The 20,255-nt window shown below is 69.8% G+C and carries 21 protein-coding genes; 11 read left to right on the forward strand and 10 right to left on the reverse strand.

Annotated features, from left to right (window positions below):
• A partial coding sequence (locus D7Y15_RS20185) for an FtsX-like permease family protein (RefSeq protein ID WP_121753620.1) occupies positions 1 to 1,198 on the reverse strand: 1,198 nt, incomplete at its 3' end.
• A gap of 167 nt (positions 1,199 to 1,365) precedes the next feature.
• Between D7Y15_RS20185 and D7Y15_RS20190 the strand changes: the two genes are divergently transcribed.
• The 4 genes from D7Y15_RS20190 to D7Y15_RS20205 all read left to right on the forward strand — a co-directional run bounded on the left by D7Y15_RS20190 (position 1,366) and on the right by D7Y15_RS20205 (position 3,906).
• Positions 1,366 to 2,148, forward strand: coding sequence for a class I SAM-dependent methyltransferase (locus D7Y15_RS20190; protein ID WP_121753621.1), 783 nt, complete (start codon positions 1,366 to 1,368; stop codon positions 2,146 to 2,148).
• 15 nt (positions 2,149 to 2,163) lie between these two features.
• The gene (locus D7Y15_RS20195) at positions 2,164 to 2,622 is read left to right on the forward strand and encodes a YdeI/OmpD-associated family protein (RefSeq protein ID WP_121753622.1); all 459 of its coding nucleotides are present in this window, start codon (positions 2,164 to 2,166) and stop codon (positions 2,620 to 2,622) included.
• An 80-nt stretch (positions 2,623 to 2,702) separates the two neighbouring features.
• Positions 2,703 to 3,347 (forward strand): hypothetical protein, encoded by a 645-nt coding sequence (locus D7Y15_RS20200; protein ID WP_126934416.1) that lies wholly within the window; start codon positions 2,703 to 2,705, stop codon positions 3,345 to 3,347.
• 43 nt (positions 3,348 to 3,390) lie between these two features.
• Positions 3,391 to 3,906: a hypothetical protein gene (locus D7Y15_RS20205; protein WP_120581624.1), complete on the forward strand. Its 516-nt coding sequence runs from the start codon at positions 3,391 to 3,393 to the stop codon at positions 3,904 to 3,906.
• On the opposite strand, the gene D7Y15_RS20210 is transcribed toward D7Y15_RS20205, so the two are convergent.
• From D7Y15_RS20210 to D7Y15_RS20220, 3 genes are read right to left on the reverse strand one after another with little or no spacing between them, the layout of a single operon-like run.
• Positions 3,873 to 4,835, reverse strand: a complete 963-nt coding sequence (locus D7Y15_RS20210; protein WP_121753624.1) for a bifunctional 2-polyprenyl-6-hydroxyphenol methylase/3-demethylubiquinol 3-O-methyltransferase UbiG — start codon at positions 4,833 to 4,835, stop codon at positions 3,873 to 3,875. The two genes, D7Y15_RS20205 and D7Y15_RS20210, sit on opposite strands and share 34 nt — an antisense overlap.
• A 10-nt stretch (positions 4,836 to 4,845) precedes the next feature.
• The gene (locus D7Y15_RS20215; protein WP_233605032.1) at positions 4,846 to 5,064 is read right to left on the reverse strand and encodes a hypothetical protein; all 219 of its coding nucleotides are present in this window, start codon (positions 5,062 to 5,064) and stop codon (positions 4,846 to 4,848) included.
• Entirely contained in the window at positions 5,061 to 6,284 is a 1,224-nt protein-coding gene (locus tag D7Y15_RS20220) for an MFS transporter (RefSeq protein WP_121753625.1), read from the reverse strand. The genes D7Y15_RS20215 and D7Y15_RS20220 overlap by 4 nt, the downstream gene beginning before the upstream one ends.
• Positions 6,285 to 6,361: 77 nt before the next feature.
• On the opposite strand from D7Y15_RS20220, the gene D7Y15_RS20225 reads away from it, so the two are divergent.
• The gene (locus D7Y15_RS20225; RefSeq protein WP_158629078.1) at positions 6,362 to 7,255 is read left to right on the forward strand and encodes a LysR family transcriptional regulator; all 894 of its coding nucleotides are present in this window, start codon (positions 6,362 to 6,364) and stop codon (positions 7,253 to 7,255) included.
• A gap of 4 nt (positions 7,256 to 7,259) precedes the next feature.
• Here D7Y15_RS20225 and D7Y15_RS20230 read toward each other — a convergent pair whose 3' ends face one another.
• Positions 7,260 to 8,123, reverse strand: coding sequence for a sigma-70 family RNA polymerase sigma factor (locus tag D7Y15_RS20230; RefSeq protein ID WP_121753627.1), 864 nt, complete (start codon positions 8,121 to 8,123; stop codon positions 7,260 to 7,262).
• A gap of 1 nt (position 8,124) precedes the next feature.
• Positions 8,125 to 8,586: a carboxymuconolactone decarboxylase family protein gene (locus tag D7Y15_RS20235; protein ID WP_120577789.1), complete on the reverse strand. Its 462-nt coding sequence runs from the start codon at positions 8,584 to 8,586 to the stop codon at positions 8,125 to 8,127.
• Positions 8,587 to 8,703: 117 nt separating this feature from the next.
• On the opposite strand from D7Y15_RS20235, the gene D7Y15_RS20240 reads away from it, so the two are divergent.
• Positions 8,704 to 9,315: a pyridoxamine 5'-phosphate oxidase family protein gene (locus D7Y15_RS20240; RefSeq protein ID WP_120577790.1), complete on the forward strand. Its 612-nt coding sequence runs from the start codon at positions 8,704 to 8,706 to the stop codon at positions 9,313 to 9,315.
• Positions 9,316 to 9,318: 3 nt separating this feature from the next.
• Here the strand turns inward: D7Y15_RS20240 and D7Y15_RS20245 are convergent, their stop codons facing one another.
• From D7Y15_RS20245 to D7Y15_RS20255, 3 genes are all read right to left on the reverse strand, one after another.
• Complete coding sequence (locus D7Y15_RS20245; protein ID WP_199733809.1) at positions 9,319 to 10,353, reverse strand: ABC transporter ATP-binding protein; 1,035 nt, start codon at positions 10,351 to 10,353, stop codon at positions 9,319 to 9,321.
• A complete protein-coding gene (locus D7Y15_RS20250; RefSeq protein ID WP_121753628.1) occupies positions 10,353 to 12,011 on the reverse strand; it encodes an iron ABC transporter permease in 1,659 nt (552 codons plus the stop codon). The genes D7Y15_RS20245 and D7Y15_RS20250 overlap by 1 nt, the downstream gene beginning before the upstream one ends.
• Before the next feature lie 580 nt (positions 12,012 to 12,591).
• Positions 12,592 to 13,638, reverse strand: coding sequence for an ABC transporter substrate-binding protein (locus tag D7Y15_RS20255; RefSeq protein WP_121753644.1), 1,047 nt, complete (start codon positions 13,636 to 13,638; stop codon positions 12,592 to 12,594).
• 158 nt (positions 13,639 to 13,796) lie between these two features.
• On the opposite strand from D7Y15_RS20255, the gene D7Y15_RS20260 reads away from it, so the two are divergent.
• Together D7Y15_RS20260 and D7Y15_RS20265 are read left to right on the forward strand one after the other, a co-directional pair.
• Positions 13,797 to 14,789 carry an aldo/keto reductase gene (locus D7Y15_RS20260; RefSeq protein ID WP_120577794.1) on the forward strand — a complete coding sequence of 331 codons (993 nt, stop codon included), beginning with the start codon at positions 13,797 to 13,799 and terminating at the stop codon, positions 14,787 to 14,789.
• A gap of 73 nt (positions 14,790 to 14,862) precedes the next feature.
• The gene (locus D7Y15_RS20265; RefSeq protein WP_120577795.1) at positions 14,863 to 16,221 is read left to right on the forward strand and encodes a family 16 glycosylhydrolase; all 1,359 of its coding nucleotides are present in this window, start codon (positions 14,863 to 14,865) and stop codon (positions 16,219 to 16,221) included.
• A 61-nt stretch (positions 16,222 to 16,282) separates the two neighbouring features.
• Here D7Y15_RS20265 and D7Y15_RS20270 read toward each other — a convergent pair whose 3' ends face one another.
• Complete coding sequence (locus D7Y15_RS20270) at positions 16,283 to 17,398, reverse strand: polysaccharide deacetylase family protein (RefSeq protein WP_233605033.1); 1,116 nt, start codon at positions 17,396 to 17,398, stop codon at positions 16,283 to 16,285.
• Positions 17,399 to 17,593: 195 nt separating this feature from the next.
• On the opposite strand from D7Y15_RS20270, the gene D7Y15_RS20275 reads away from it, so the two are divergent.
• The 3 genes from D7Y15_RS20275 to D7Y15_RS20285 are packed head-to-tail and all read left to right on the forward strand — an operon-like array spanning position 17,594 to position 20,186.
• The gene (locus D7Y15_RS20275) at positions 17,594 to 18,463 is read left to right on the forward strand and encodes an ABC transporter substrate-binding protein (RefSeq protein WP_233605034.1); all 870 of its coding nucleotides are present in this window, start codon (positions 17,594 to 17,596) and stop codon (positions 18,461 to 18,463) included.
• Positions 18,460 to 19,254 carry an ABC transporter ATP-binding protein gene (locus tag D7Y15_RS20280; RefSeq protein WP_121753631.1) on the forward strand — a complete coding sequence of 265 codons (795 nt, stop codon included), beginning with the start codon at positions 18,460 to 18,462 and terminating at the stop codon, positions 19,252 to 19,254. The genes D7Y15_RS20275 and D7Y15_RS20280 overlap by 4 nt, the downstream gene beginning before the upstream one ends.
• Complete coding sequence (locus tag D7Y15_RS20285) at positions 19,251 to 20,186, forward strand: iron ABC transporter permease (RefSeq protein ID WP_121753632.1); 936 nt, start codon at positions 19,251 to 19,253, stop codon at positions 20,184 to 20,186. The genes D7Y15_RS20280 and D7Y15_RS20285 overlap by 4 nt, the downstream gene beginning before the upstream one ends.
• The last annotated feature ends 69 nt before the right edge of the window (positions 20,187 to 20,255 follow it).

Below are 20,255 nucleotides of genomic sequence, written 5' to 3' on the forward strand. Positions count from 1 at the left end.
GAAGCCCCCCGAGCGCCCCCTTCGCCTCCGCGCGGGATGCGCGCAGCGCGGGCACCAGGCCGAAGAGGACGCTGGTCGTCAGGGACAGGCCCGCCGCGATGGCGAGCACGTGCGGCTCCAGCCGGAGTTCCTCCGGCGACACGACCTCTCCGGGGACGAACACGCGCAGGAGGTCCATCCCCCACAACGCCAGCAGCAGGCCCGCCGCGCCGCCCATCAGGGCCAGCACCGCGCTCTCCGCCAGGAACTGCCGCACCAGCCGTCCCCGGTCCGCGCCCAGCGCCGCGCGCACCGCCACTTCGCGCTCGCGGGCACTGGCGCGCGCGAGCAGCAGGTTCGCCACATTGGCGCACGCCACGCACAGCACCAGCGCCATCACTCCGGCCAGCAGCCACAGTTGCTCGCGCGAGGTCTCCACCACCTGCTCATGCAACGGCACCAGCCGCACCCCGGGCGCCGCTTCACTCCCGCCCATCGTCGCGGCCCAGGCGCGCGAGTGCGCCTCCAGCTCCGCGCGGGCGCGCTCCAGCGGGACACCCGGCCGCAACCGGCCCACGCCCCGCAGGTACAGCTCCTCCGAAGCCTGACCCGGGGGCGCGGGCGTCAGCGGCTTCCACAGGTCCACGCCCGGCCAGAAGCGGAACGACGCGGGCAGCACGCCCTGGACGACATGGGGCGCGCCATCCAACGTGAGCGTCTGGCCCACCACGTCCGCGCGTCCACCGAAGTGGCTCCACCAGAAGGCGTGGGACACGAGCACGCTCCGGTCTCGCCCTGCCCCCTGGGACTCAGGTCCGAAGCCCTGTCCACGCTCGGGCCGCACGCCCAGCAGTGACAGCAGGCCCGGCGTCGCGAGCCCCGCGCGCACCCGCTGCGCCGCGCTCGGGCCGGTCAGCGTGTAGTCCATCGCGGTGGCGCCCTCGATGGCCTGGAACACGCCAGGGCGCTCGCGCCACGCCTGGAGGTACGAGTACGCCACACCGCCTCGCTCACGCTGCGGCGTGGACTGGTAGAGGCGCAGCAGCTCCTGGGGTTCGGGGTACGGCAGGGGCTTGAGCAGCACCTGATACACGAGGCTGAAGACCGCGGTGGTGGCCCCGATGGCGAGCGCGAGCGTGGCCACCACCACCGTGGTGAACACGGGCTCGCGGCGCATCCGGCGCAGCGACAGGCGGACGTCTTGGAGGAGCTGGGACATGGCGTCGGTCCAGGGCGGGCTGCAACTCTAGCGCCACGGCCGCCCTGCGGGTCGGAGGGCCTCCGGGACGGACGCGCGGTGTCCGCTCGTGGCACGTGGCGTCCCGCAAGCGGACAATGACCTTCTTTTCGGAAGGCAGGCGCGGGCGCGGGCGGTATGGATCGCCCATGCGAAATGCACTGATGGCGGCATCGCTCCTGGTCCTCGCGGGCTGTTCCCACTCGACGCCCACGGCTCCGGCGTCTTCCCCCCAGACGCAGGCGGCGGCCGTATCCGCACAGGCGCTGGTGGATGCGCCGGACCGCACGGAGGCGGACCGCAAGCTGGACGCGGGCCGGCATCCGGCCGCCCTGCTGGAGTTCGTGGGCGTGAAGTCCGGCATGCACGTGGCGGAGCTGATGGCGGGTGGCGGCTACACCACGGAGCTGCTGGCGCGCGCGGTGGGGCCCGAGGGCAAGGTGTACGGCGAGAACCCCAAGGTCGTGCTGGAGCGGTTCGCGGAGAAGCCGTGGCAGGAGCGGCTGGCGCGGCCGATGAACCAGAACGTGGTGCGCCTGGACCGTGAGCTGGACGCGCCCTTCCCGCCCGAGATGAACGGCACGCTGGACGCGGTGGTGAGCCACATCATCTACCACGACACGGGATGGCTGGGCGTCGACCGGGCGAAGATGAACGCGGCGGTGTTCCAGGCGCTCAAGCCGGGCGGCGTGTACGTCATCCTCGACTCCAGCGCGAAGGCGGGCACGGGCATCACGGAAGGCCAGACGCTGCACCGCATCGACGAGCAACTGGTGCGTGACGAGGTGCAGGCCGCGGGCTTCCAGTTCCAGGAGGAGAACAACACCTGGCGCAACCCGGAGGACACGCGCGACTGGAGCTCCAGTCCGGGCGCCGCGGGCGAGCGCCGGGGCACGAGCGACCGGTTCGCGTTCAAGTTCGTCAAGCCGTAGGCCCGGGACACGCTCATGGCCGCGCGCAAGTTCAAGGCGAAGCTCGAGGTTGCCAACGACATGGGAGGCCGGTTCGTGCGCTGTCCGTTCGACAGCCGCGAGGAGTACGGCGAAGCCCGGCCGCCCGTGGTGGGCACCGTCAACGGCCAGCCCTTCCGGAGCCGGTTGATGGTGTACGGAGGCATCACCTACCTGGGCTTCACCAAGGAGGTGCGCGAGGCCGCGGGCGTCGAGGACGGCGCGATGCTGAGCATCACGCTGGAGCGGGACACGGCACCTCGGGAGATCGAGGTGCCGGAAGACCTCCAGCGCGCGCTGAACGCGGAGCCCGCGCTGCGGGACGTCTTCACGAACCTGGCGTTCACGCACCGCAAGGAGTTCGTGAAGGCGCTCACCGAAGCGAAGAAAGAAGAGACCCGCGCCCGCCGCCTGGCCCAGACGCTGGAGAAGCTGCGCGCCAAGGTGGCAAAGTAGCCTCGGAGGCACACGAAGACATGGTCCCCAGGTGGCTTCGACTCGAGGAGGAAACGACCCTGTGGCGGGCAGTGCCCATCGTGGCGCTGCTGCTGCTCCTGGTCGCGGTGGTGTCCTTCGCCCCGTTTCCCCAAGCGCTGCGGATGGGTTACAGGAACAGCCCGCTCGCGGCCGCGGCAGGGCTGTCCTTCGTCCTGGCCATCGCGGCAATCCTGTCACGGGCACTCAAGCCGAGCCGGCGGCTGTCGGTGCTCTCATGGCTCCTGGCCTTACCAGTGTTCCTCTTGTTGCTCCTGGCGACGGCGGTGGCCTTCGGCCCGTTTGCCCTGCTGCTGCTGGATTTCCCGCTCGTGCTCGTGGCGGGGCTGTTCTTCGCCCTGGCCGTCCTGGGAATCCTGTCACGGGTGTCCAAGCCGAGCCGGCGGTTGTCGGTGCTCGCACTGCTCCTCGCCGCACCGGTGTGCTTCTTCTTCTCTGGCACGGCATACCAGCTCCGCGGGCTGTACCGGCTTCATGCCGTGGCGACCGAAGCCTGCCGGGCCGCTCGCGAGAATGCCCAGCCGACGTCCGATGACGCCTTCGAACATGCCGTCAGGCTCGCGAAGCTGTCGCCCTCACAAAGCGCTTCCATGGTGCTGAGCTGCAACAGCCATTTCGATCGGGTCTACATCACCAATGGCTTCGACCCGGTGTGGGGGATCTCCGACGACGGGGTCCTGCACTGAGCCCTCCATGGAACGCCAGGGGAATGAAGTAGCATCCGCCCCGATGACCTCTCCTCGTCCAGCGCCTTCTGCCCACGCCCAGTCCCAACAGAAGACACGCCTCCTCGCCTGTGGCGCGTCGGCCCTGCTCTTCGTGCTCGCCTGTGCGACGCCCGCGATGACCGTGTTCAACGCGAACAAGCGTGACGAGGAACAGATGTGGGGCCTCGCGCTGCTGCTCATGGGTTGGCTGGGGGTGTTCACGATGCAGTTCGGCTGGTTCGCGAACCCCCTGTTGTGCGTGGCCTTCGTCATGCTCCTGGTGGGTGCGGACCGGAAGGCGCTCTGGGTCGGCGGCGCGGCGTCCATCCTCGGACTGACGTCGCTCACCTGGTACATCAACCCCATCCCCGCGGATGAAAGCGGCGGGGACCGCTACCTGGAGCTGCTCTACCCCTCCATTGGCTTCATCTTCTGGCTGGGCAGCCTGCTGGTGATCCCTCTCACGGCCCATCACCTCTCGCAGCCCGAGGCGGAGTCGAAGCCTCAGGCGTCTTCATCACCCGAACCGGAAGCCTGACCTCTCACCGCCGTGAGCAGCAGGTCGTACTTGCCGCCCAGGAACGTGCGGAAGCCGTGCTGGTGCAGGTAGCGGCGGTAGAAGGACAGGTCCTTCACCAGCAGCGACAGGTCCGGTTCGCGCAGGTTGCGCACGCGCGCGCCGTACACGACCTCTCCGTCGCGGAAGCGTGAGTTGGGGAAGCCCAGCACCAGCGAGGCCCTGGGCTCCAGGTGCTCCTGCACCAGCTTGCGCAAGAGCGCCCGGTCATCCACGCCCGGGCTCTGCAACGTGCCCACCGACACCACCGCGTCGAAGCGGCCCAGGTCCGAGGGCAACGCGTTCAGGTCCGCCTGCACGAACGCATGGCGCGGATCCGGAAACGCCGCGCGAGCCTCCGCCAACGCACTCGCACTGTGGTCCACTCCGACGAAGCGGATGCCCTCCACATCCTCGAACGCGGCCAGCTCATCACCCCGGTTGACGCCCAGGTCCAGGAGCCTCGCGCCCGGTGGCAGCGGCAGCCGCCCCACTGCCTCCAGCCAGGGCAGCAGGAAGCCCGCGTCCTCGAACTTCCGCACGCGCGCGAAGTCGGACGCGGCGCCATAGCGCTCCTGTGGCGCGTCCGTCCGTGTCCCGCCTCCCGCGTGCCACGAAGCCTCCGAGCCCAGTGGCTCGAACGTGAGCCGCACGTGCGTCGTATCCACCCCGCGAGGCGTGCGCAGGCGGCACGACAGCCCCTCCGCCAGGTCGCACCAGCTCCGCAGCGGCCGGTGCACGAGCCCACCCTCCACGCGCTCGCCGGGATAGCGCCCGTGGCCCAGGTCCGGATCCGGCACGTCGATGGACACGGGCCCGGACGCCAACAGCGCCTCCAGGTGGCGCAAGACGACGACCAACGGCTCGTCGTGGAAGCGGCGTGGGCTTTCGGCGGAGGGGCGCGACGACATGCGCCGCACCCTACTCCGCGTGGCTCAGTGGGACTCCACCACGATCTTCCCGAACGCGCTCCAGGGCCGTGGGCAGGGCCTCCGGCGGATGGCACGCGTCGATGACCGGCTTGAGCCCGGTGGCGTCCACCGCGCGCGCCAGTGCCTCCAGGTGCCCTCGTCGCCCCACCTTGCCCGTGCGGGTGCGCGCCGCCATCGACGCGCTCGCGAAGAAGCTGCCTTCGGTCAAGTGACGGAAGGCGAAGTGACGGCCCGCCGCGCCTGGATCTGTTCCCACACGAACGCGAGGACCAGGAACCCACCGCCCACCGCGCACACGCCCCGCCAGCCCGCGTGGTCCCACGCGATGGCGGAGAGCGCGGAACCACAGGCACCGCCCACGAAGTAGAACATCTTGTAGAGCGTGTTGAGGCGCGTCTGCGCGGTGGGGTGCAGGCGGTACAGCTCCGTCTGGTTGGACACCGTGGCGGCCTGCGCCCCCAGGTCCAGCAGCACCACGCCCGCGATGAGCCCGGCCCACAGCGTGCCGAAGACGGCGAACACCCCGAAGGCCGCCAGCATCGTGACGATGCACGCCCGGACGATGCGCCGCGCGCCAATGCGCTGCGCATGCCGGCCCGTGACATTCGCGGCGAGCGCCCCCACCGTCCCGATGAGACCGAACATGCCCGCCGTTCCCGGCCCCTGGTGGTACGCGTCACTGCTCAGGAAGAAGGCCAGCGAAGCCCAGAACGCGGAGAGCGCCGCGTACATCAGCGCGCCCGTGAACGCGATGGCCCGGAGCCCGGGCACGTCCCGCGGCAGCGTCCACAGCGACTGCAGGAGGCGCGGATAGGTCAGCCGCGTGGAGGACTCGTAGCGAGGCAGTCCCAGCCGCAGCGTCATCGCCAGGCCCACCATGGTCGCGCCGGCCGCGAAGTACACCCCACGCCAGCCCAGGTGTGTCGCCACGAAGCCGCTGAGCGTGCGGGAGATGAGCACGCCCACCAGCGCGGCGCTGAGCACCACGCCCAGGTTCCTCCCCCGCTCCTCGGGCGAGCTGAGCGCCGCGACGAAGGGGATGAGGATCTGCACCAGCACGGACGTCAGGCCAATGGCCACGCAGGCGGCCAGGAACAGCGGGAACGTGGGCGCCAGGCCCACCGCGAAGAGCGCCGCCGCCGCGAGCCCCAGCATCGTCACCAGCAGACCGCGCTTCTCCAGCACGTCGCCCAGCGGCGTCAGGAGCACCAGTCCGGCCACGTAGCCCAGCTGCGACATCATCGGCACGGAGCCCACGGCGGAGGCGGACAGGCCGAAGGTCCGCGCGATGACGCCCAGGAGCGGCTGGCTGTAATAGACGTTGCCCACCGCGAGCACCGTCGCCGTCGTCATCGTCCACAGCAGCCGGCGATCCATCGGCACGGCCTGGGGCACGGCGGTGGGGAGCACGGCGGAGGAGGTCTCCATGCGACATGCCTAGCGCTCCCCCAACCATACTTCCAATATATCATGGGTCTGGAACTCAGACCTGGAGCGTATGGACCATGGAGCTGCGCCACCTGCGGTACTTCGTCGCGGTCGCGGAGGAGCTCAGCTTCACCCGCGCCGCGAAGCGCCTGCACATCGCCCAGCCGCCGCTCAGTCAGCAGATCCGCAAGTTCGAAACGGAACTGGGTGGAGCCCTCTTCGAACGCGAAGCCCGCGCGGTGCGCCTCACGAAGCTGGGACGCGAGCTGCTACCGGAAGCCCACCAACTCCTGGAGCGTGCGAAGCGGTTCCAGGAGCACGCGGCGCGGCAGGCCCGGGGCGAACAGGACGTGCTGGTGCTGGGCCTCATCTCGTCGTTCGCGACGCCGCGGTTCGCGGCGATGCTGCGGGCCTTCCAGAAGAAGGCGCCGGGGGTCCACATCGAGCTGAGCAACCATCCCTCCGCGTGGCAGCTGGAGGCCCTGGAGCGGGGCACGCTGGACGTGGGCATCCTGCGCCCGCGGGAGCGGATGCCTCCGGACGTCGTCTCGCACGTCATCCGCCGCGAGCCCTTCCGGCTGGCGGTGCCCTCACGGCATCCGTTCGCGAAGCGGAAGGCGGTGGCGTGGAAGGAGCTGCGGGAGGAGCCGCTCGTCCTGGTGGAGCCCGGCGTCGCGCCGCCGGACTACTACGCGGGGTTCTTCGAGCGGCTCCGCGACGCGGGGGTGGAACCGGCGGTGCGCCAGTACGCGCAGAACGTCGCGACGAAGATCTGGTTCGTCTCCGCGGGCTTCGGCATCGCGCCCATGCCGCACACGCCCGACACGGAGCACCACTCCGGCGTGGCCTTCATCGACCTGCCGGAGGACGCGCCGGTGACGAACACCGCCATCGCGTGGCGCAAGGCCGGAAGCTCCCCGGCCCTGCTGCGGTTCGTCGAGTTCGCGCGCGAGTCCTTCGCCGCGGGCTGAACCCTTACGACGACTCCTCCACCACCGCCCGCCGGATGCCCTTCAGCTTGTCGGGGTTGCGCGTGACATAGAGGGCGACGATGCGGCCATCCTCGATGCCGAGCGCCGTCGTCTGCAGCGTCCCGTCCGGCTCCAGCGTGACGAATGCGGGCAGGCCGTCGATGGTGCCCTCATGCACGAGCTGCGACGCGTTCACGCCCGCGCGTCGGACGAACGCCTCGAGCATGCGCACGATCTTCTCCTGGCCGAAGATGGGATTGAGCACCGCCTTCGTCTTGCCGCCCCCATCCGCGTAGAACACGACATCCTGGGCGAGGAGCGCCTGAAGCGCGTGCGTGTCTCCGCTCCGGGATGCGGCGTAGAACGCCGAGGCCAGCTCATGGCCCCGGGCCTCCGTCACCGGGAAGCGGGGCCGGGCCTCCTGCACGTGGGCCCGCGCCCGGCTGGCCAGCTGGCGGCACGCCGCGGGATCGCGCTCGATGGCCTTCGCCACCTGCTCGAAGTCCATGCCGAACACGTCATGCAGGAGGAACGCGGCGCGCTCCAGCGGGGACAGGCGCTCCAGGGCCATCATCAGGGTCAGCGTCAAGTCGTCGCCCTCCACTGTCTCGATGATGGGCTCTGGAAGCCAGGTGCCCACGTACTCTTCGCGCCGGACGCGCGCGGACTTCAGGACGTCCAGACACAGGCGCGTCACCGTCCGGACGAGCACGGCCTCGGCGTCCCGCACGGCGTCGCGGTCCGTCTGGTGCCAACGCAAGTACGCCTCCTGCACCACGTCCTCCGCCTCCGCGACGATGCCCAGCATCCGGTACGCGATGCGGAGCAGGCGGGGGCGGAGCGGGTCGAAGGCGTCCGCGGGGTTCACGTCAGGCGGTTTCACTGCGCGAGGTCACCGGGTGCATGGACCGGAAGCCGACGGAGATCCGGTTCCAGGTGTTGATCAGGCCAATCAGGAGGGTCAGGCTCACGATCTCCTCTTCCGTGAAGTGCGGCTTGAGCGCAGCGTAGTCCGCATCCGGGGCGTGCGTCTGGGAGACGAGCGTCAAGGTCTCGGTCCAGCCCAGGGCCGCCCGCTCGCGCTCGGTGTACAGCGGCGACTCACGCCAGCCGTCCAGCAGGTAGATGCGCTCCTCGGTCTCCCCGTGCGCGCGGGCGTCGCGGGTGTGCATGTGGATGCAGAAGGCGCAGCCATTGAGCTGCGAGGCGCGGATCTTCACCAACTCCTGGAGGTTCGATTCCAGCCCGAGCGCCGACACCTTCCCGCTGTACTCCATCATGGACTTGAGGGCCTCCGGCGCGACCGCGAAAGGATTCATCCTGGCCTTCATTGGGAACTCCTCGTTCTGGGGGGCGAAGTGCCCTTCCATCCCCAGGACGACGCAGCCGGTGCCGCGTGTGACATGGCCATTTTAAATGCCTAAAAAGGCCCCGGGAGGCGCCCCCGGATGAAGACCGTGAACGATGTGGAGACGCTCGAACGCCTGTACGGGGTTCCTGGGAAGTCGTCCGTGCTCAAGGAGGTGGACCACCTCCACCCGGCGTACCGACCCTTCATCGAGCGATCGCCGTTCATGGTGCTCGCCACGTCCGGCCCTGAAGGGCTGGATGCCTCGCCGCGAGGAGACCCCGCCGGGTTCGTGGTCATCGAGGACGCGCGCACGCTGCTGTTGCCCGACCGCCGAGGCAACAACCGCATGGACTCGCTGCGGAACATCGTGGCGGATCCGCGCGTCGCGCTGCTGTTCTTCGTCCCGGGCGTGAACGAAACCCTGCGCGTCAACGGCCGGGCGAGCATCGTCATCGAGCCGTCCATGCTCGAGCGCTTCACCTTCGAGGGAAAACAACCCCGCTCCGTGCTGCGCATCATCGTGGAGACGGTCTACTTCCAGTGCAGTCGCGCCTTGATCCGCTCCGGGCTCTGGGACCCGGCCCGGCAAGTCCCCCGCGCCGAATTCCCGAGCCCCGGATCCATCCTCGAAGCGCTGAGCCCGGAAGACTTCGACGGAGGCGAGTACGACCGTGAGCTGCCAGCCCGGGTGAAGACGACGCTGTACTGAGCCTCAAGCGCCCGCGTCGAACACCGTGGCCTTGCGCACGCGCACCCGGAGCGTCTGACCGGCGCGCACGCTCTCCAGCGCCGGCCCGATGACGCGCAGGAACGCGTCTCCCACCGGGAAGCGGTACTCCGCCGCGTGCCCCAGGAACAGGCGAGCGGAGAGCACCAGCGGCGTTCCGGTCTCCCCCAGCTCCAGATCCTCCGGACGCACGACCAGCGTTCCCGGCCCGGGCTTCGCGTCCACGGGCAGCTCAAACGAGGTCTCCGTCCCCGCGCAGTGGAAGGCACCCGCGCGCACCTCGCCTCGCAGCACGTTCGCGCCTCCGACGAAGCCCGCGACGAACGGAGTCGCCGGTTCCCGGTACAGCCGCTCCGGAGTGTCGACCTGTTCGATGACGCCCCGGTTCATCACGGCGATGCGGTCCGACAGGGCCAGCGCCTCGCCCTGGTCATGCGTGACGAACACGAGCGTCGTGCCCAGCCGGGCTCGCAGCGCGGCGATCTCCGCGCGCAACTCCTCGCGCAGGGCCGCGTCCAGGTTGGAAAGGGGCTCGTCCAACAGCAGCACGCGAGGCCCCGCCACCAGCGCCCGCGCGAGCGCCACGCGCTGCAACTGTCCACCGGACAGCTCGTGCGGCATCCGCGCCGAATAGGCCTCCAGCCGCACCCAGCGCAGGGCCTCGCGCACGCGGGAAGCCACCTCGTGGCGGGGCACCTTCCGGAGCGACAGGGGATAGGCGACGTTCGCTTCGACGCTGCGATGCGGCCAGATGGCGTAGCTCTGGAACACCATGCCCAGGCCGCGCTTCTCGGGAGGAACGCGCACGCCGGGTCCAGCGACCACTTCATCCCCCAGGCGGATGACGCCTGCGTCCGGATGCTCCAACCCCGCGAGCATCCGCAGCGTCGTCGTCTTCCCACATCCAGAAGGGCCCAGCAGGGACACCAGCTCGCCCTGCCCCACTTGAAGGCTCAAGCCACGCACCACGGGCGTCCCGCCGTAAGCCTTGACCAGGTCCTCCAGGACGATGGCCGCCATCACCGCACCTCCGGAACTCGACGCCGAGCCCACGCCAGCACGGCCTGTCCCGCGACCACCAGCGCCACGAACGCGCAAGCGAGCACGGCCGCGGCGGCCGGATCCGCGTAGCTCTGCAATTCGAACAGCAGCGTGCCCAGGACCTCGGAGCCCGCGGGCACGAGCAGCACGGACAGAGTGATCTCCGTGGCGCACGCGAGGAACGCGAGCACGAACGCCACCACGAGCGCGGGCCGCAGCAATGGCAGCGTCGCGTCCACGAACGCCCGCACGGGCCCGGCACCGCCGACGCGCGCGGCCTCCGCGAGCGAAGGATCCACCTGGGCCAGGGCCTCGGAGCTGTTGCGTTCGCCGAGCGCCAGGTACTTCCCCACGTAGCCCACGAGCATCAGCCACGGCGTATGCGCCAGCGCCAGCACGAACGCCACGCGGTCCAGCACCACCAGCCGCCAGTCCCGAGAGAACGCCACCAGCAGCGCGAGCGCCAGCACCGTGCCCGGAACCGCGAAGGGCCACACCGCCATCGCCTCCACGGCCGCGCCGCCACGACGAAAGGCTCGCCGAAGGAGCGCACCTGCAAGGCCCAACCCCACCACCAGCAGGCCCGCCCCCGCGGCGAGCAGCACACTGCGCCCCGTGGCCCGCAGCGTACGCGCGTCCCACAGCACGCCAGACCAGTGCGACAGCGTCAGCGCGTCCCAGGTCAGCGCCGCGCCGAAGCTGCGTTGCAGCGAAGTGAGCAGGATGGCCGCCAGGGGCAGGACCACCAGCACCCCGCCCACGAGGCCCACTCCGGCGAGCGCGGCGGTCCGCCACGTCCCCAACGCGAGCACGCGAGGAGACACGCCCTTCCCCGCGCTCAATCGCACCCGTCCGCTTCGGCCCAGCACCCAGGTCAGTCCCAGCGCCATCGGCGTAAGCAGAAGGAGGAACGACGCGAGCACTGACGCACGAGGCAATCCCTCCTCGCTGCCCAGCAGCACCAGTTCATAGATGCGCGTGGTGAGGACGCGGGTGGGCGGAGACGCCGAAACGCCCAGCAGATACGGCACGCCGAAGGACGAGGCTGCCATGAGGAACACCATCACCGCGCCCGACAACAGCGCGGGCATCACCAGGGGAACGGTGGTGTTCAGCACGGCGCGAAGCGGCGAAGCGCCACACACCCGGGCCGCTTCTTCCAGAGCCGGATCCACGCGCCGCAGCGCCGCCGCCCCCGCGAGCAGCACCAGCGGCAGGCCCGAGAGTCCCTCCACGAACGCGATGCCCGCCGCGCCATAGAGGTCGAACACGTCCGCGCCCAGCATGCGGTTCAGGTAGCCAGCACGAGGGCTCGCGAGCGACAGCCACCCCATGCCCCAGATGAACGCGGGGATGGCGGACGGCAGCGTGAACAGCACGGTGAACGCGCCACGCAGGGGCAGGTCCGTGCGGAACAGGAGGAAGGCCAGCGGAGCCCCCAGGCACAGCGCCCACGCCGTCGCGCCCAGTGAGATGCCAAGCGTGTTCACCAACGCCCCGGACTCCGCCGCGAGCACCGAACCCAATCCCCCCGTCGCCGCACCCACGCCCCGCACCAGGAGCGCCACGACCGGGACCACCGCGAAGAGCAGCAGCGGCACGAGCCACAAGGCCAACGCAATCCACCGCCCCCTCATCGCGCGTCCCCATCAAGGCTCACGTGCTGGCGCTTGCGGTACGCCAGTCCTTCGGACAGGCCGCCAATCCAAGCGGATGAGAAAGGAAGAATCCTGAAGAGGCGCCCCGACGGCGGCCCACTGAAAAAACCTGTCCGACTGTCGGACAAGCCTGGGCCACCGCACGAGCCTGTCCGACTGTCCGACTGGTTTGGACTACCGAGCGAACCTGTCCGACTGTCCGACAGGTTTGGCCTATCGAGCGAACCTGTCCGGCTGTCGGACAGGCCAGGGCCACCGCACCAACCACTCCGACTGTCCGACAGGTTTGGACCATCGAGCGAACCTGTCCGACTGTCCGACAGGTTTGGACCATCGAGCGAACCTGTCCGACTGTCCGACAGGTTTGGACAGCCGCCGGGGCCCCCGCGTGCTGACGGCTTCCCGCTGTCGCTCCCCATCGTCCTGGCTGCATCCTCAGTCAGGACGGAGGTGCTCCCTTCCCAACAGGGCAGCGAAAACCTGTCCGACTGTCGGACAGGTTTTGAGCGCGCCGCTCCGGCGGAGGCCCACTCCCGTCCTCCGAAGGGGCGTTCCTGACTCATCGCGCGAACGCCCGGCTGAAGGCTTCCTTGATGTCGCCGCCGTGCAGCAACCCCTGCTCCAGCAGCTCGGGCGTCCAGGCCTGCGCGCGGCTCAGCAATCCGTCCACGCCGGACTCTCCACGCGGGCCGCTCAGGCGCGGATCCACGGCGTGCATGTCCCCCTTCTCCACGATGATGCGCTGGCCCTCGGGCGACAGCAGCACGTCCACCAGCGCCTTCGCCGCCACCGGATTGCGAGTCGACGCGAACAGTCCCACCGGTCCCGGGATGACCACCGCGCCGTCCTCCGGCCAGATGACCTCGATGGGACTGCCCTTCGCCTTCGCCGTCAGCGCGTTCTCCAGCAGCAGCACGCCCGCGTCCACCTCGCCGCTCTCCACCTTCTGGAGCACCGCCGCGTTGCCTCCCGCCACCACCGCACCCCGCTCCCTCAGCCCGGCGAAGTAGGCATCTCCGCGCCGCGCGTGCAGGAACACCGCCCACGTGAACGCGGTGCCCGACGTGAGTGGATCCCCGATGGCCACCCGTCCTTTCCAGCTTCCATCCACCAGCGCAGCGAACGACTTCGGCGCCTCGCCTGCGCCCACGCGGTGCACCAGGACCATCGTGGACAGCCGCACGGCCGCGTACCTCGCGTCCAGGTCCAGCAGCGTTCGCGGAATGCGCAGCGCGTTCACGGACGCGTAGCGCAGGAACGCGCCATCCCGCGCCAACCGCTCGTAGAGGAACGGATCCGACGTCATCAGCACGTCCGCCCGCACCGCGCCCGCGGCCCGCTCCGCCTCCAGCCGGCTGGCCACCTTCTCACTGCCCGCCTGGTACCAGTGCACCTGCACGCCGGGCAGCCGCTCCTTCAGCAAGGGCTCCATCGCATCCAGCACGTGCCGGTACATCGACGTGTAGACCCACACCTCGCCAGACGGGGTCGAGGCCTGCGCCACGGCGGCGCCTCCCGACGGCGCGGCGGATTCAATGCGGCACGCGGCCAGGAGGATCAGCGCGAGGAGCGGACCCACGCGCCGCACAAGGAGGGGAATGCGCATGCGGGTGTCGATTATGCGGCACACGCCCGCCCTGCACACGCACTCCGCAGCGGTGGCTCCTGCACATTCGACCCTCGCGCCCGTTGTCCCGGGCGGCGCCCGGTCCCAACGTCGGCCTCCCAGACGCTGCCTGCCCTCTGGAAGAAGGACGTCCGCGCATGACCCGGAAGGAATTCCTCGCCGCGACGCTGTCGCTGATGGTTGCCCCACCCGTGCTTGGGGCTTCACCCGCGAAGGCGAAGAACGCGTCCGCCGTGCCCCGCCGCAAGCTGGGCCGCACCGGCCAGGAGGTTTCGTGCATCGGGCTCGGGGGCTTCCACATCGGCAAGCAAAAGGAGGAGTCGGAGAGCATCGCGCTCATCCGCGGCGCGTTGGACCAGGGCATCAACTTCCTGGACAACTGCTGGGACTACAACGACGGCAAGAGCGAGGAGCGCATGGGCAAGGCGCTGCGCGACGGCTACCGCGCCAAGGCCTTCCTGATGACGAAGGTCGACGGCCGCGACAAGAAGACCGCCGCGAAGCAGATCGACGAATCCCTCCAGCGTCTCCAGACAGACCACCTGGACCTGCTCCAACTCCACGAAGTCATCCGAGACAACGACCCCGACCGAGCCTTCGCCGAAGGCGGCGCCATCGAGGCGATGAAGGACGCGCAGAAGGCCGGCAAGGCGCGCTTCCTGGGTTTCACCGGCCACAAGTCCCCGGACATCCACCTGAAGATGCTGGAGACGGCGAAGAAGCACGGCTTCCGCTTCGACACCGTGCAACTGCCCCTCAACGTGATGGACGCCCACTTCAACAGCTTCGAGAAGCGCGTGCTGCCCGTGCTCGTGAAGGAGGGCATCGGCGTGCTCGCCATGAAGTGCATGGGCGACCCGTTCATCCTGGACAGCAAGACCGTCACCGCGCCCGAGTGCCTCCGCTACAACCTGTCCCTGCCCGTCAGCGTCGTCATCACCGGCATCGACTCGCAGGAGCGCCTGCAGCAGGCGCTGACCGCGGCGCGCACCTTCAAGCCCCTGAGCGAAAAGGAAGTCCAGGCCCTGCTCGCCAGGACGAAGGACGCTGCCCAGGACGGCGCCTACGAGAAGTACAAGACGAGCCACCACTTCGACGGAACCGTCCAGAATCCCCAGTGGCTCGGCTGAGGCGCTTCCAGACTTCCTGGCAAGACGCGTTAAAACCGGCAAATATGAATGCTCCCCCTACCCCGGAGCATTCATGCACCGCCCTTTTCGAGCAGGCCTCGTCGCCGCAGGACTCCTGACCACCCTCTCCGGCTGTTCTCCCGAGCCGGAAGCCGCCGCCCCGGTGGAGGCGGAGGGTTACGGCCAGACGCAGCAGGGCGAGCGCGCGTACGACCCGGGCTCGGGGTGGTCGCTGTCGTGGCAGGACGACTTCACGGGCACGGCGCTGAACACGGGCGCGTGGAACGTGCTGACCAGCAACTGGGATCCGGTGACCAACAACTGCAACTTCGGCACGGGTGAGCTGGAGTTCCCGCGCGCGCAGAACGTGGCGGTGGCCAACGGCAAGCTGATCATCTCGGCGGAGCGCACGGCGGACAACCCCACGGACTCGCGCTGCGCGGGGCAGTACCGGTCGTTCTATTCCGGCCGCATCCACACCAAGGGCAAGGTGGAGGGGCGCTACGGGAAGATCGTCGCGAGCATCAAGGTCCCGCCGGGCTACGGCATGTGGCCGGCGTTCTGGACGCTGGGCTCGAACATCCAGAGCGCGGGCTGGCCGGCCGCGGGCGAGATCGACATCCTGGAGTGGAAGTCCACGGAGCCCACGTGGATGAAGTCGGCGCTGCACTGGCACAACGGCGGCAACGCGGACTGGGGCACGGGCGCGAGCCGTGGCGTGGACCTGTCGCAGGACTTCCACACGTACGAAGTGGAGTGGAACGCGAACACCATCGTGTTCCGCCTGGACAAGGACTTCGTGTCCACGGCGACGTTCAACCACAACGAGTCGGAGTTCCAGCAGAACCACTACCTCATCCTGAACCTGGCGCTCGGCGGCGTCTGGTACGGAAACCCGGCGCCGGCCTCCATCGACCTGGCCTGGGGCGCGAAGAAGACGATGGAGGTGGAGTGGGTGCGCTGGTACCAGCCGGGCGGCTCGCAGTCGCTGGGGCTGACCAACCCGGGCTTCGAGAACGGCATGACGGGCTGGACCACCTGGAGCCCGAACGGCACGGGCACGGCGGCGTTCTCGGAGACGTACAACGGCGGGCACTCGGGCAGCTTCCACCTGACGCAGTGGACGTCGGCGGCGGCCTACGAGGCGTGGACGTACCAGACGAAGTCCGGTCTGGCGTCCGGCAACTACAAGCTGCGCGCCTGGTTCCGCAAGGGAGGCACGTTCGACTTCGCGCGCTTCCAGGTGAAGAACTGCGGTGATTGCGCGCCGGCCATCACCAACCTGGGCACCTACGGCAACTACACGTTGCTGGAGACGCCCGCCATCAACGTCACCAACGGCTACCTGGAGTTCGGCCTGCACAGCAAGTCGCCGGCCCACAACGGCTCCAACTTCATCCACATGGATGACGTGGAGCTGATCAAGCTGTAGGCCCTGATTGCCTTCACGCGCGCGCCGGAGATGGCACCGGCGCGCGCAGTGGCGCTGCGACTTACGGCACGAGCACGAAGTCGTCCATGTACAGCGTGCCCTGATCCGATCCCGATTCGTCCATCACGTAGAAGTCATCCACCGTGCCGGACGTCGCGCCCAGGGCGCTGAGCGGGATGGAGACCTTCTGCCAGGTCCCCGCCGCGATGGGGTGCCCCAGCGCCGTCTCCAGGCTCATGCTGCCCAGCGGCGTGCCGCCGTTGTAGAGCGCCAGCCGCACCTGCTGTCCACCCGTCGTGCCTCCGTGCACCCAGAGGTCGATGGACTGGTACAGCGACAGATCCAACCCCGAGTGGTGGAACATCAGCGCCTCCCAGTAGTCCGGCTCGAAGCTGACCGCCGTGGACCCGGAGTGCACCGTGACGGACTGATCCAGATCGTGCGTCGCCCAGCTCCAGTTCTGGAAGCCGCTGCCCATCGCGTCGTCGTAGACCACCGTGCCCACCGACGGCGGCGCCTCAGTAAGACCGTCCGTCAGCGCGAGTCCCTGCTCCACCGTCACCGTGCGGATCCCCGTGGACTGCACGTAGTTGAGGATGTTCGTGAAGTTCGTCGTCCGGTACTGCGTCTCGCGCGTGGGCGCGCTGCTGGTGAACTCGTGGAAGAGGATGATGAGCCAGCTCTTCTCCGCGATGGCCTGGTTGATCCACCCCTTCACCTGCGCCACCGTCACCGCGCTCGACACGTCGTTGGCGCGCAGTTCGTAGATGACCGTGTCCTTGAAGTTGCGGCCCGCGTTGATGGTGCGGTGGCTGGCGTACTCTGTCTTCAGCGCCGTCATCACCGTCGCGTTGTACGCGCCGTAGGGTGACGCGAAATCCTTGCCGCACATCGCCCCCACGTTCGTCTGCAGCCACGTGCGCGAGTCGTGCAGTTCCGACGTCAACTGCGCGGGCGTCAGCGACGTGAGGTCCGCGTGCGTGCGCGTGTGGCTGGCGATTTCATTGCCCTCCGCCTTGAGCGTCTGCACCTGCGCGAGGCTCATGTAGCCGCCCCATCCCTGCGCCACCGCGTCGGTGACCAGGTAGTACGTCGCGGGGATGTTCCGCGACTTCAGCGCAGGCCGCGCCAGCGTGTACTGCGTGCTCCAGCCGTCATCCAACGTGATGGAGATCATCCCTTCCGCGAACGGCGATGCGGCAAAGGCCGAGGAAGTGCAAAGCAGCGCCGCGGCGCATAGCGCGCGGGACGTCCAATTCATCCAGGTCATGTCCGGGTATCCCCTCTGTGAGGAGCTCCCAGGATAAGCGAAACCCAGACACCGCTTCCCGGACACCCGTCCGTGACGCGCGTGCTAGAAGTCGGACCGCCCATGAGTCTCTTCCGCCTCCCCTCCCTGCTGTGCGTGGTGCTCGCGCTCGCGGCGGGCTGCCAGCGTCCCGCGCCCCCCGCTCCGGAAGCCCAGGCGCGGCGGATCGTCTCGCTGTCGCCCTCTGTCACGGAGACGCTGTTCGCGCTGGGCGCAGGCGCGGAGATCGTGGGCGTGTCCGACTACACCGCCCTGCCCCAAGGCACGCCCGCCCTGCCCAAGGTGGGCACCACGTTCGCGCCGAACTTCGAGGCCATCGCGAAGCTCAAGCCCACGCTGCTCGTGGATCAACAGGTGAAGCAGGCCCCCGCGGAGGCGCTCTCCGCGCTCGCGCCGCTGAAGGTGCTGCCGTGGACGTCGCTCCAGGAGGTCGTCGGCAGCGTGAAGGAGCTGGGCCGGCTGAGCGGCCGAGAGCCCCAGGCCGAGGCGCTCGCGGAGAAGCTGAGCCAGACGCTGTCTCGCCCCGCTCCGAAGGATGCTCCCCGCGTGTTGCTGGTGCTGGGCGACACGGCGGGCACGCTGTCGGAGGTCTGGTACATGAAGCGCGCGTCGCTGCACGGCGCCGCGCTGGAGGCGGCGGGGGCTCGCAACGCCGTCGCGGAGGACGTCACGGGGCCGCCCAACCTGTCGCTGGAGGGTGTCATCGCACTGGATCCGGACGCGGTGCTGGTGCTGATCAGCGCGCCGGCCCTGGATGCCGCGAAGCAGGCGCAGCTCCTCGCTCCGTGGAAGCAGCTCACCGGCCTGCGCGCGGCGCGAGAGGACCGGGTGCGGCTGGTCATCGGGCCCGACGCGCAGTCCACCGGGCCCGCCATCCTCGATGTCGTCGAGCGGCTCCGCGCCGCCCTGGGCACCCTGCCCTCCGCACGATGACGGCCGGGCTGACGCTGGACGCGGTGACGGTGCGGGCTCGGGGGCGGACGCTCCTGGACAGCGTGTCCCTGCGCGTGGCCCCCGGTGACTTCGTGGCCATCGTCGGGCCCAACGGCGCGGGCAAGTCCACGCTCCTGCGCGTGGCGCTGGGCCTGCTGCGTCCGGACGCCGGGCATGTGTTCGTGGACGGGCAGGACGTATCGGGCCTCGCCCCCCGGGAACGTGCGGCAAGGCTCGCGTGGCTGCCCCAGCGGCTGGAAGCGGCGGAGCCCATCACCGCGCTGGAGCAGGTCGTCTCCGCGCGCTACCGCTTCCCCGAATCCCGCCGGGCCTCCGAGACAGCTGCGCACCAGGCTCTGGCGGAAGCAGGCGCCCAGTCCTTCGCCCTGCGCCCCATCACGGAGCTGTCCGGCGGTGAGCGGCAGCGAGTGGCGGTCGCCGGGCTGCTCGCGCAGGAGACCCCGCTGGTGTTGCTGGACGAGCCCGCCAACTTCCTGGACCCCGCGCAGCAACTGGAGCTGTACACGCGCATGGGCCACCTCTGGCGCGCGGGGCGCGGCATCCTCTGCGTCACCCACGACGTCAACGTGATCTCGCACGCCCACGCTCCAGGCACACGCGCGCCCCGCGTCGTGGGCCTGTTCCAGGGCCGCGTGGCCTTCGAGCGGAACCACGACGCCCCCGACCTGGGCGAACAGCTGGGCGAGCTGTTCGGCGTGCGCATGCACGGGACATCCGTGGAAGGCCATCGCGTCTTCGTGGGCCTGCCCCGGAGCGGAGGCGCCTCGTGAAGGCCTGGGTCCTCGTGGGGGTCTGCGTGGCCGCGTGCGCGGTGGCGCCGTTCATTGGCCCGGGGCTCTCCCCGGACTCGGTGGACTTCGTCTTCTGGCAGCTGCGCGTGCCCCGCACGCTGATGGCCATGCTGGTGGGCGGCACGCTGTCGCTGGTGGGCGCGGTGTATCAGTCCCTCTTCGCGAACCCGTTGGCCGCGCCCAGCACCGTGGGCACCACCGCGGGGGCGACCCTGGGCGCGCTGGTGGCCATCATCCTGGGGGCGCGGCTCGCGCCGGGTGGAGCGCCGATCATCACCGCCGCGGCCTTCATGGGGGCGCTCGGCGTCAGCCTGGTGGTGGCCGCCATCGCCGCGGGCCGCCGCGTGCGGATGAACGACGTGGTGCTCGCAGGCATCGCGTGCTCCATGGCGGCGGGCGCCATCTCCACCGGCCTGCAGTTCACCGCGGACTCCGCCGAGCTCATGGCCGCCATGCGCTGGTCGCTCGGCCACCTGCCGCAGGTGGGCTACGCGGGCGTGCGGCTCCTCACCCCGTTCGCGGCCGTCACCATCGTGGGGCTGCTCGCCCTCACCCGCGCGCTGGAGGTCTTCATCGCCGGCGAGGAGCACGCCGAGTCCCAGGGTGTCCCCGTCCGCCGCGTGCGCACGGTGGCCATTGGCCTGGGAGCGCTGGGCGTCGCCGCCTGCGTGGCGTGGTGCGGCCCCATCGCCTTCGTGGAGCTCATCGTCCCGCACCTGGTGCGCCGGACACTCGGTGTGAGTCGCCGGGTGCTGCTGCCCGGGTCCGTGGTGGTGGGGGCCGCGTTCCTCGCGTTGTGCGATGCGTCGGCGCGGTTGATCCTCCCCGGGCGTGAATTGCCCGTGGGAGTGGTGACGGCCGCCCTGGGCGCACCCCTGCTCGTCTCCCTGCTCGCACGCGCACGCTCCTGAAGCGCCCTGCCGGACAGGGCCCCCGGAGAGCACAGCCCCGCCTTCAGGACGAGGGGTACCCGAGGCGAG

Source organism: Corallococcus sp. AB030 (genome assembly GCF_003668965.1).
Lineage (GTDB): Bacteria > Myxococcota > Myxococcia > Myxococcales > Myxococcaceae > Corallococcus > Corallococcus exiguus.

Excerpts from the sequence above, each read along its gene's own strand:
- D7Y15_RS20280 (WP_121753631.1), top strand. The coding sequence starts at position 18,460 with ATGACGGCCGGGCTGACGCTGGACGCGGTGACGGTGCGGGCTCGGGGG.
- D7Y15_RS20245 (WP_199733809.1), bottom strand. The coding sequence starts at position 10,353 with ATGGCGGCCATCGTCCTGGAGGACCTGGTCAAGGCTTACGGCGGGACG.
- D7Y15_RS20265 (WP_120577795.1), top strand. The coding sequence starts at position 14,863 with ATGCACCGCCCTTTTCGAGCAGGCCTCGTCGCCGCAGGACTCCTGACC.
- D7Y15_RS20195 (WP_121753622.1), top strand. The coding sequence starts at position 2,164 with ATGGCCGCGCGCAAGTTCAAGGCGAAGCTCGAGGTTGCCAACGACATG.
- D7Y15_RS20220 (WP_121753625.1), bottom strand. The coding sequence starts at position 6,284 with ATGGAGACCTCCTCCGCCGTGCTCCCCACCGCCGTGCCCCAGGCCGTG.
- D7Y15_RS20275 (WP_233605034.1), top strand. The coding sequence starts at position 17,594 with ATGAGTCTCTTCCGCCTCCCCTCCCTGCTGTGCGTGGTGCTCGCGCTC.
- D7Y15_RS20240 (WP_120577790.1), top strand. The coding sequence starts at position 8,704 with ATGAAGACCGTGAACGATGTGGAGACGCTCGAACGCCTGTACGGGGTT.
- D7Y15_RS20235 (WP_120577789.1), bottom strand. The coding sequence starts at position 8,586 with ATGAAGGCCAGGATGAATCCTTTCGCGGTCGCGCCGGAGGCCCTCAAG.
- D7Y15_RS20225 (WP_158629078.1), top strand. The coding sequence starts at position 6,362 with ATGGAGCTGCGCCACCTGCGGTACTTCGTCGCGGTCGCGGAGGAGCTC.
- D7Y15_RS20255 (WP_121753644.1), bottom strand. The coding sequence starts at position 13,638 with ATGCGCATTCCCCTCCTTGTGCGGCGCGTGGGTCCGCTCCTCGCGCTG.
- D7Y15_RS20250 (WP_121753628.1), bottom strand. The coding sequence starts at position 12,011 with ATGAGGGGGCGGTGGATTGCGTTGGCCTTGTGGCTCGTGCCGCTGCTG.
- D7Y15_RS20190 (WP_121753621.1), top strand. The coding sequence starts at position 1,366 with ATGCGAAATGCACTGATGGCGGCATCGCTCCTGGTCCTCGCGGGCTGT.
- D7Y15_RS20205 (WP_120581624.1), top strand. The coding sequence starts at position 3,391 with ATGACCTCTCCTCGTCCAGCGCCTTCTGCCCACGCCCAGTCCCAACAG.
- D7Y15_RS20260 (WP_120577794.1), top strand. The coding sequence starts at position 13,797 with ATGACCCGGAAGGAATTCCTCGCCGCGACGCTGTCGCTGATGGTTGCC.
- D7Y15_RS20210 (WP_121753624.1), bottom strand. The coding sequence starts at position 4,835 with ATGTCGTCGCGCCCCTCCGCCGAAAGCCCACGCCGCTTCCACGACGAG.
- D7Y15_RS20270 (WP_233605033.1), bottom strand. The coding sequence starts at position 17,398 with ATGATCTCCATCACGTTGGATGACGGCTGGAGCACGCAGTACACGCTG.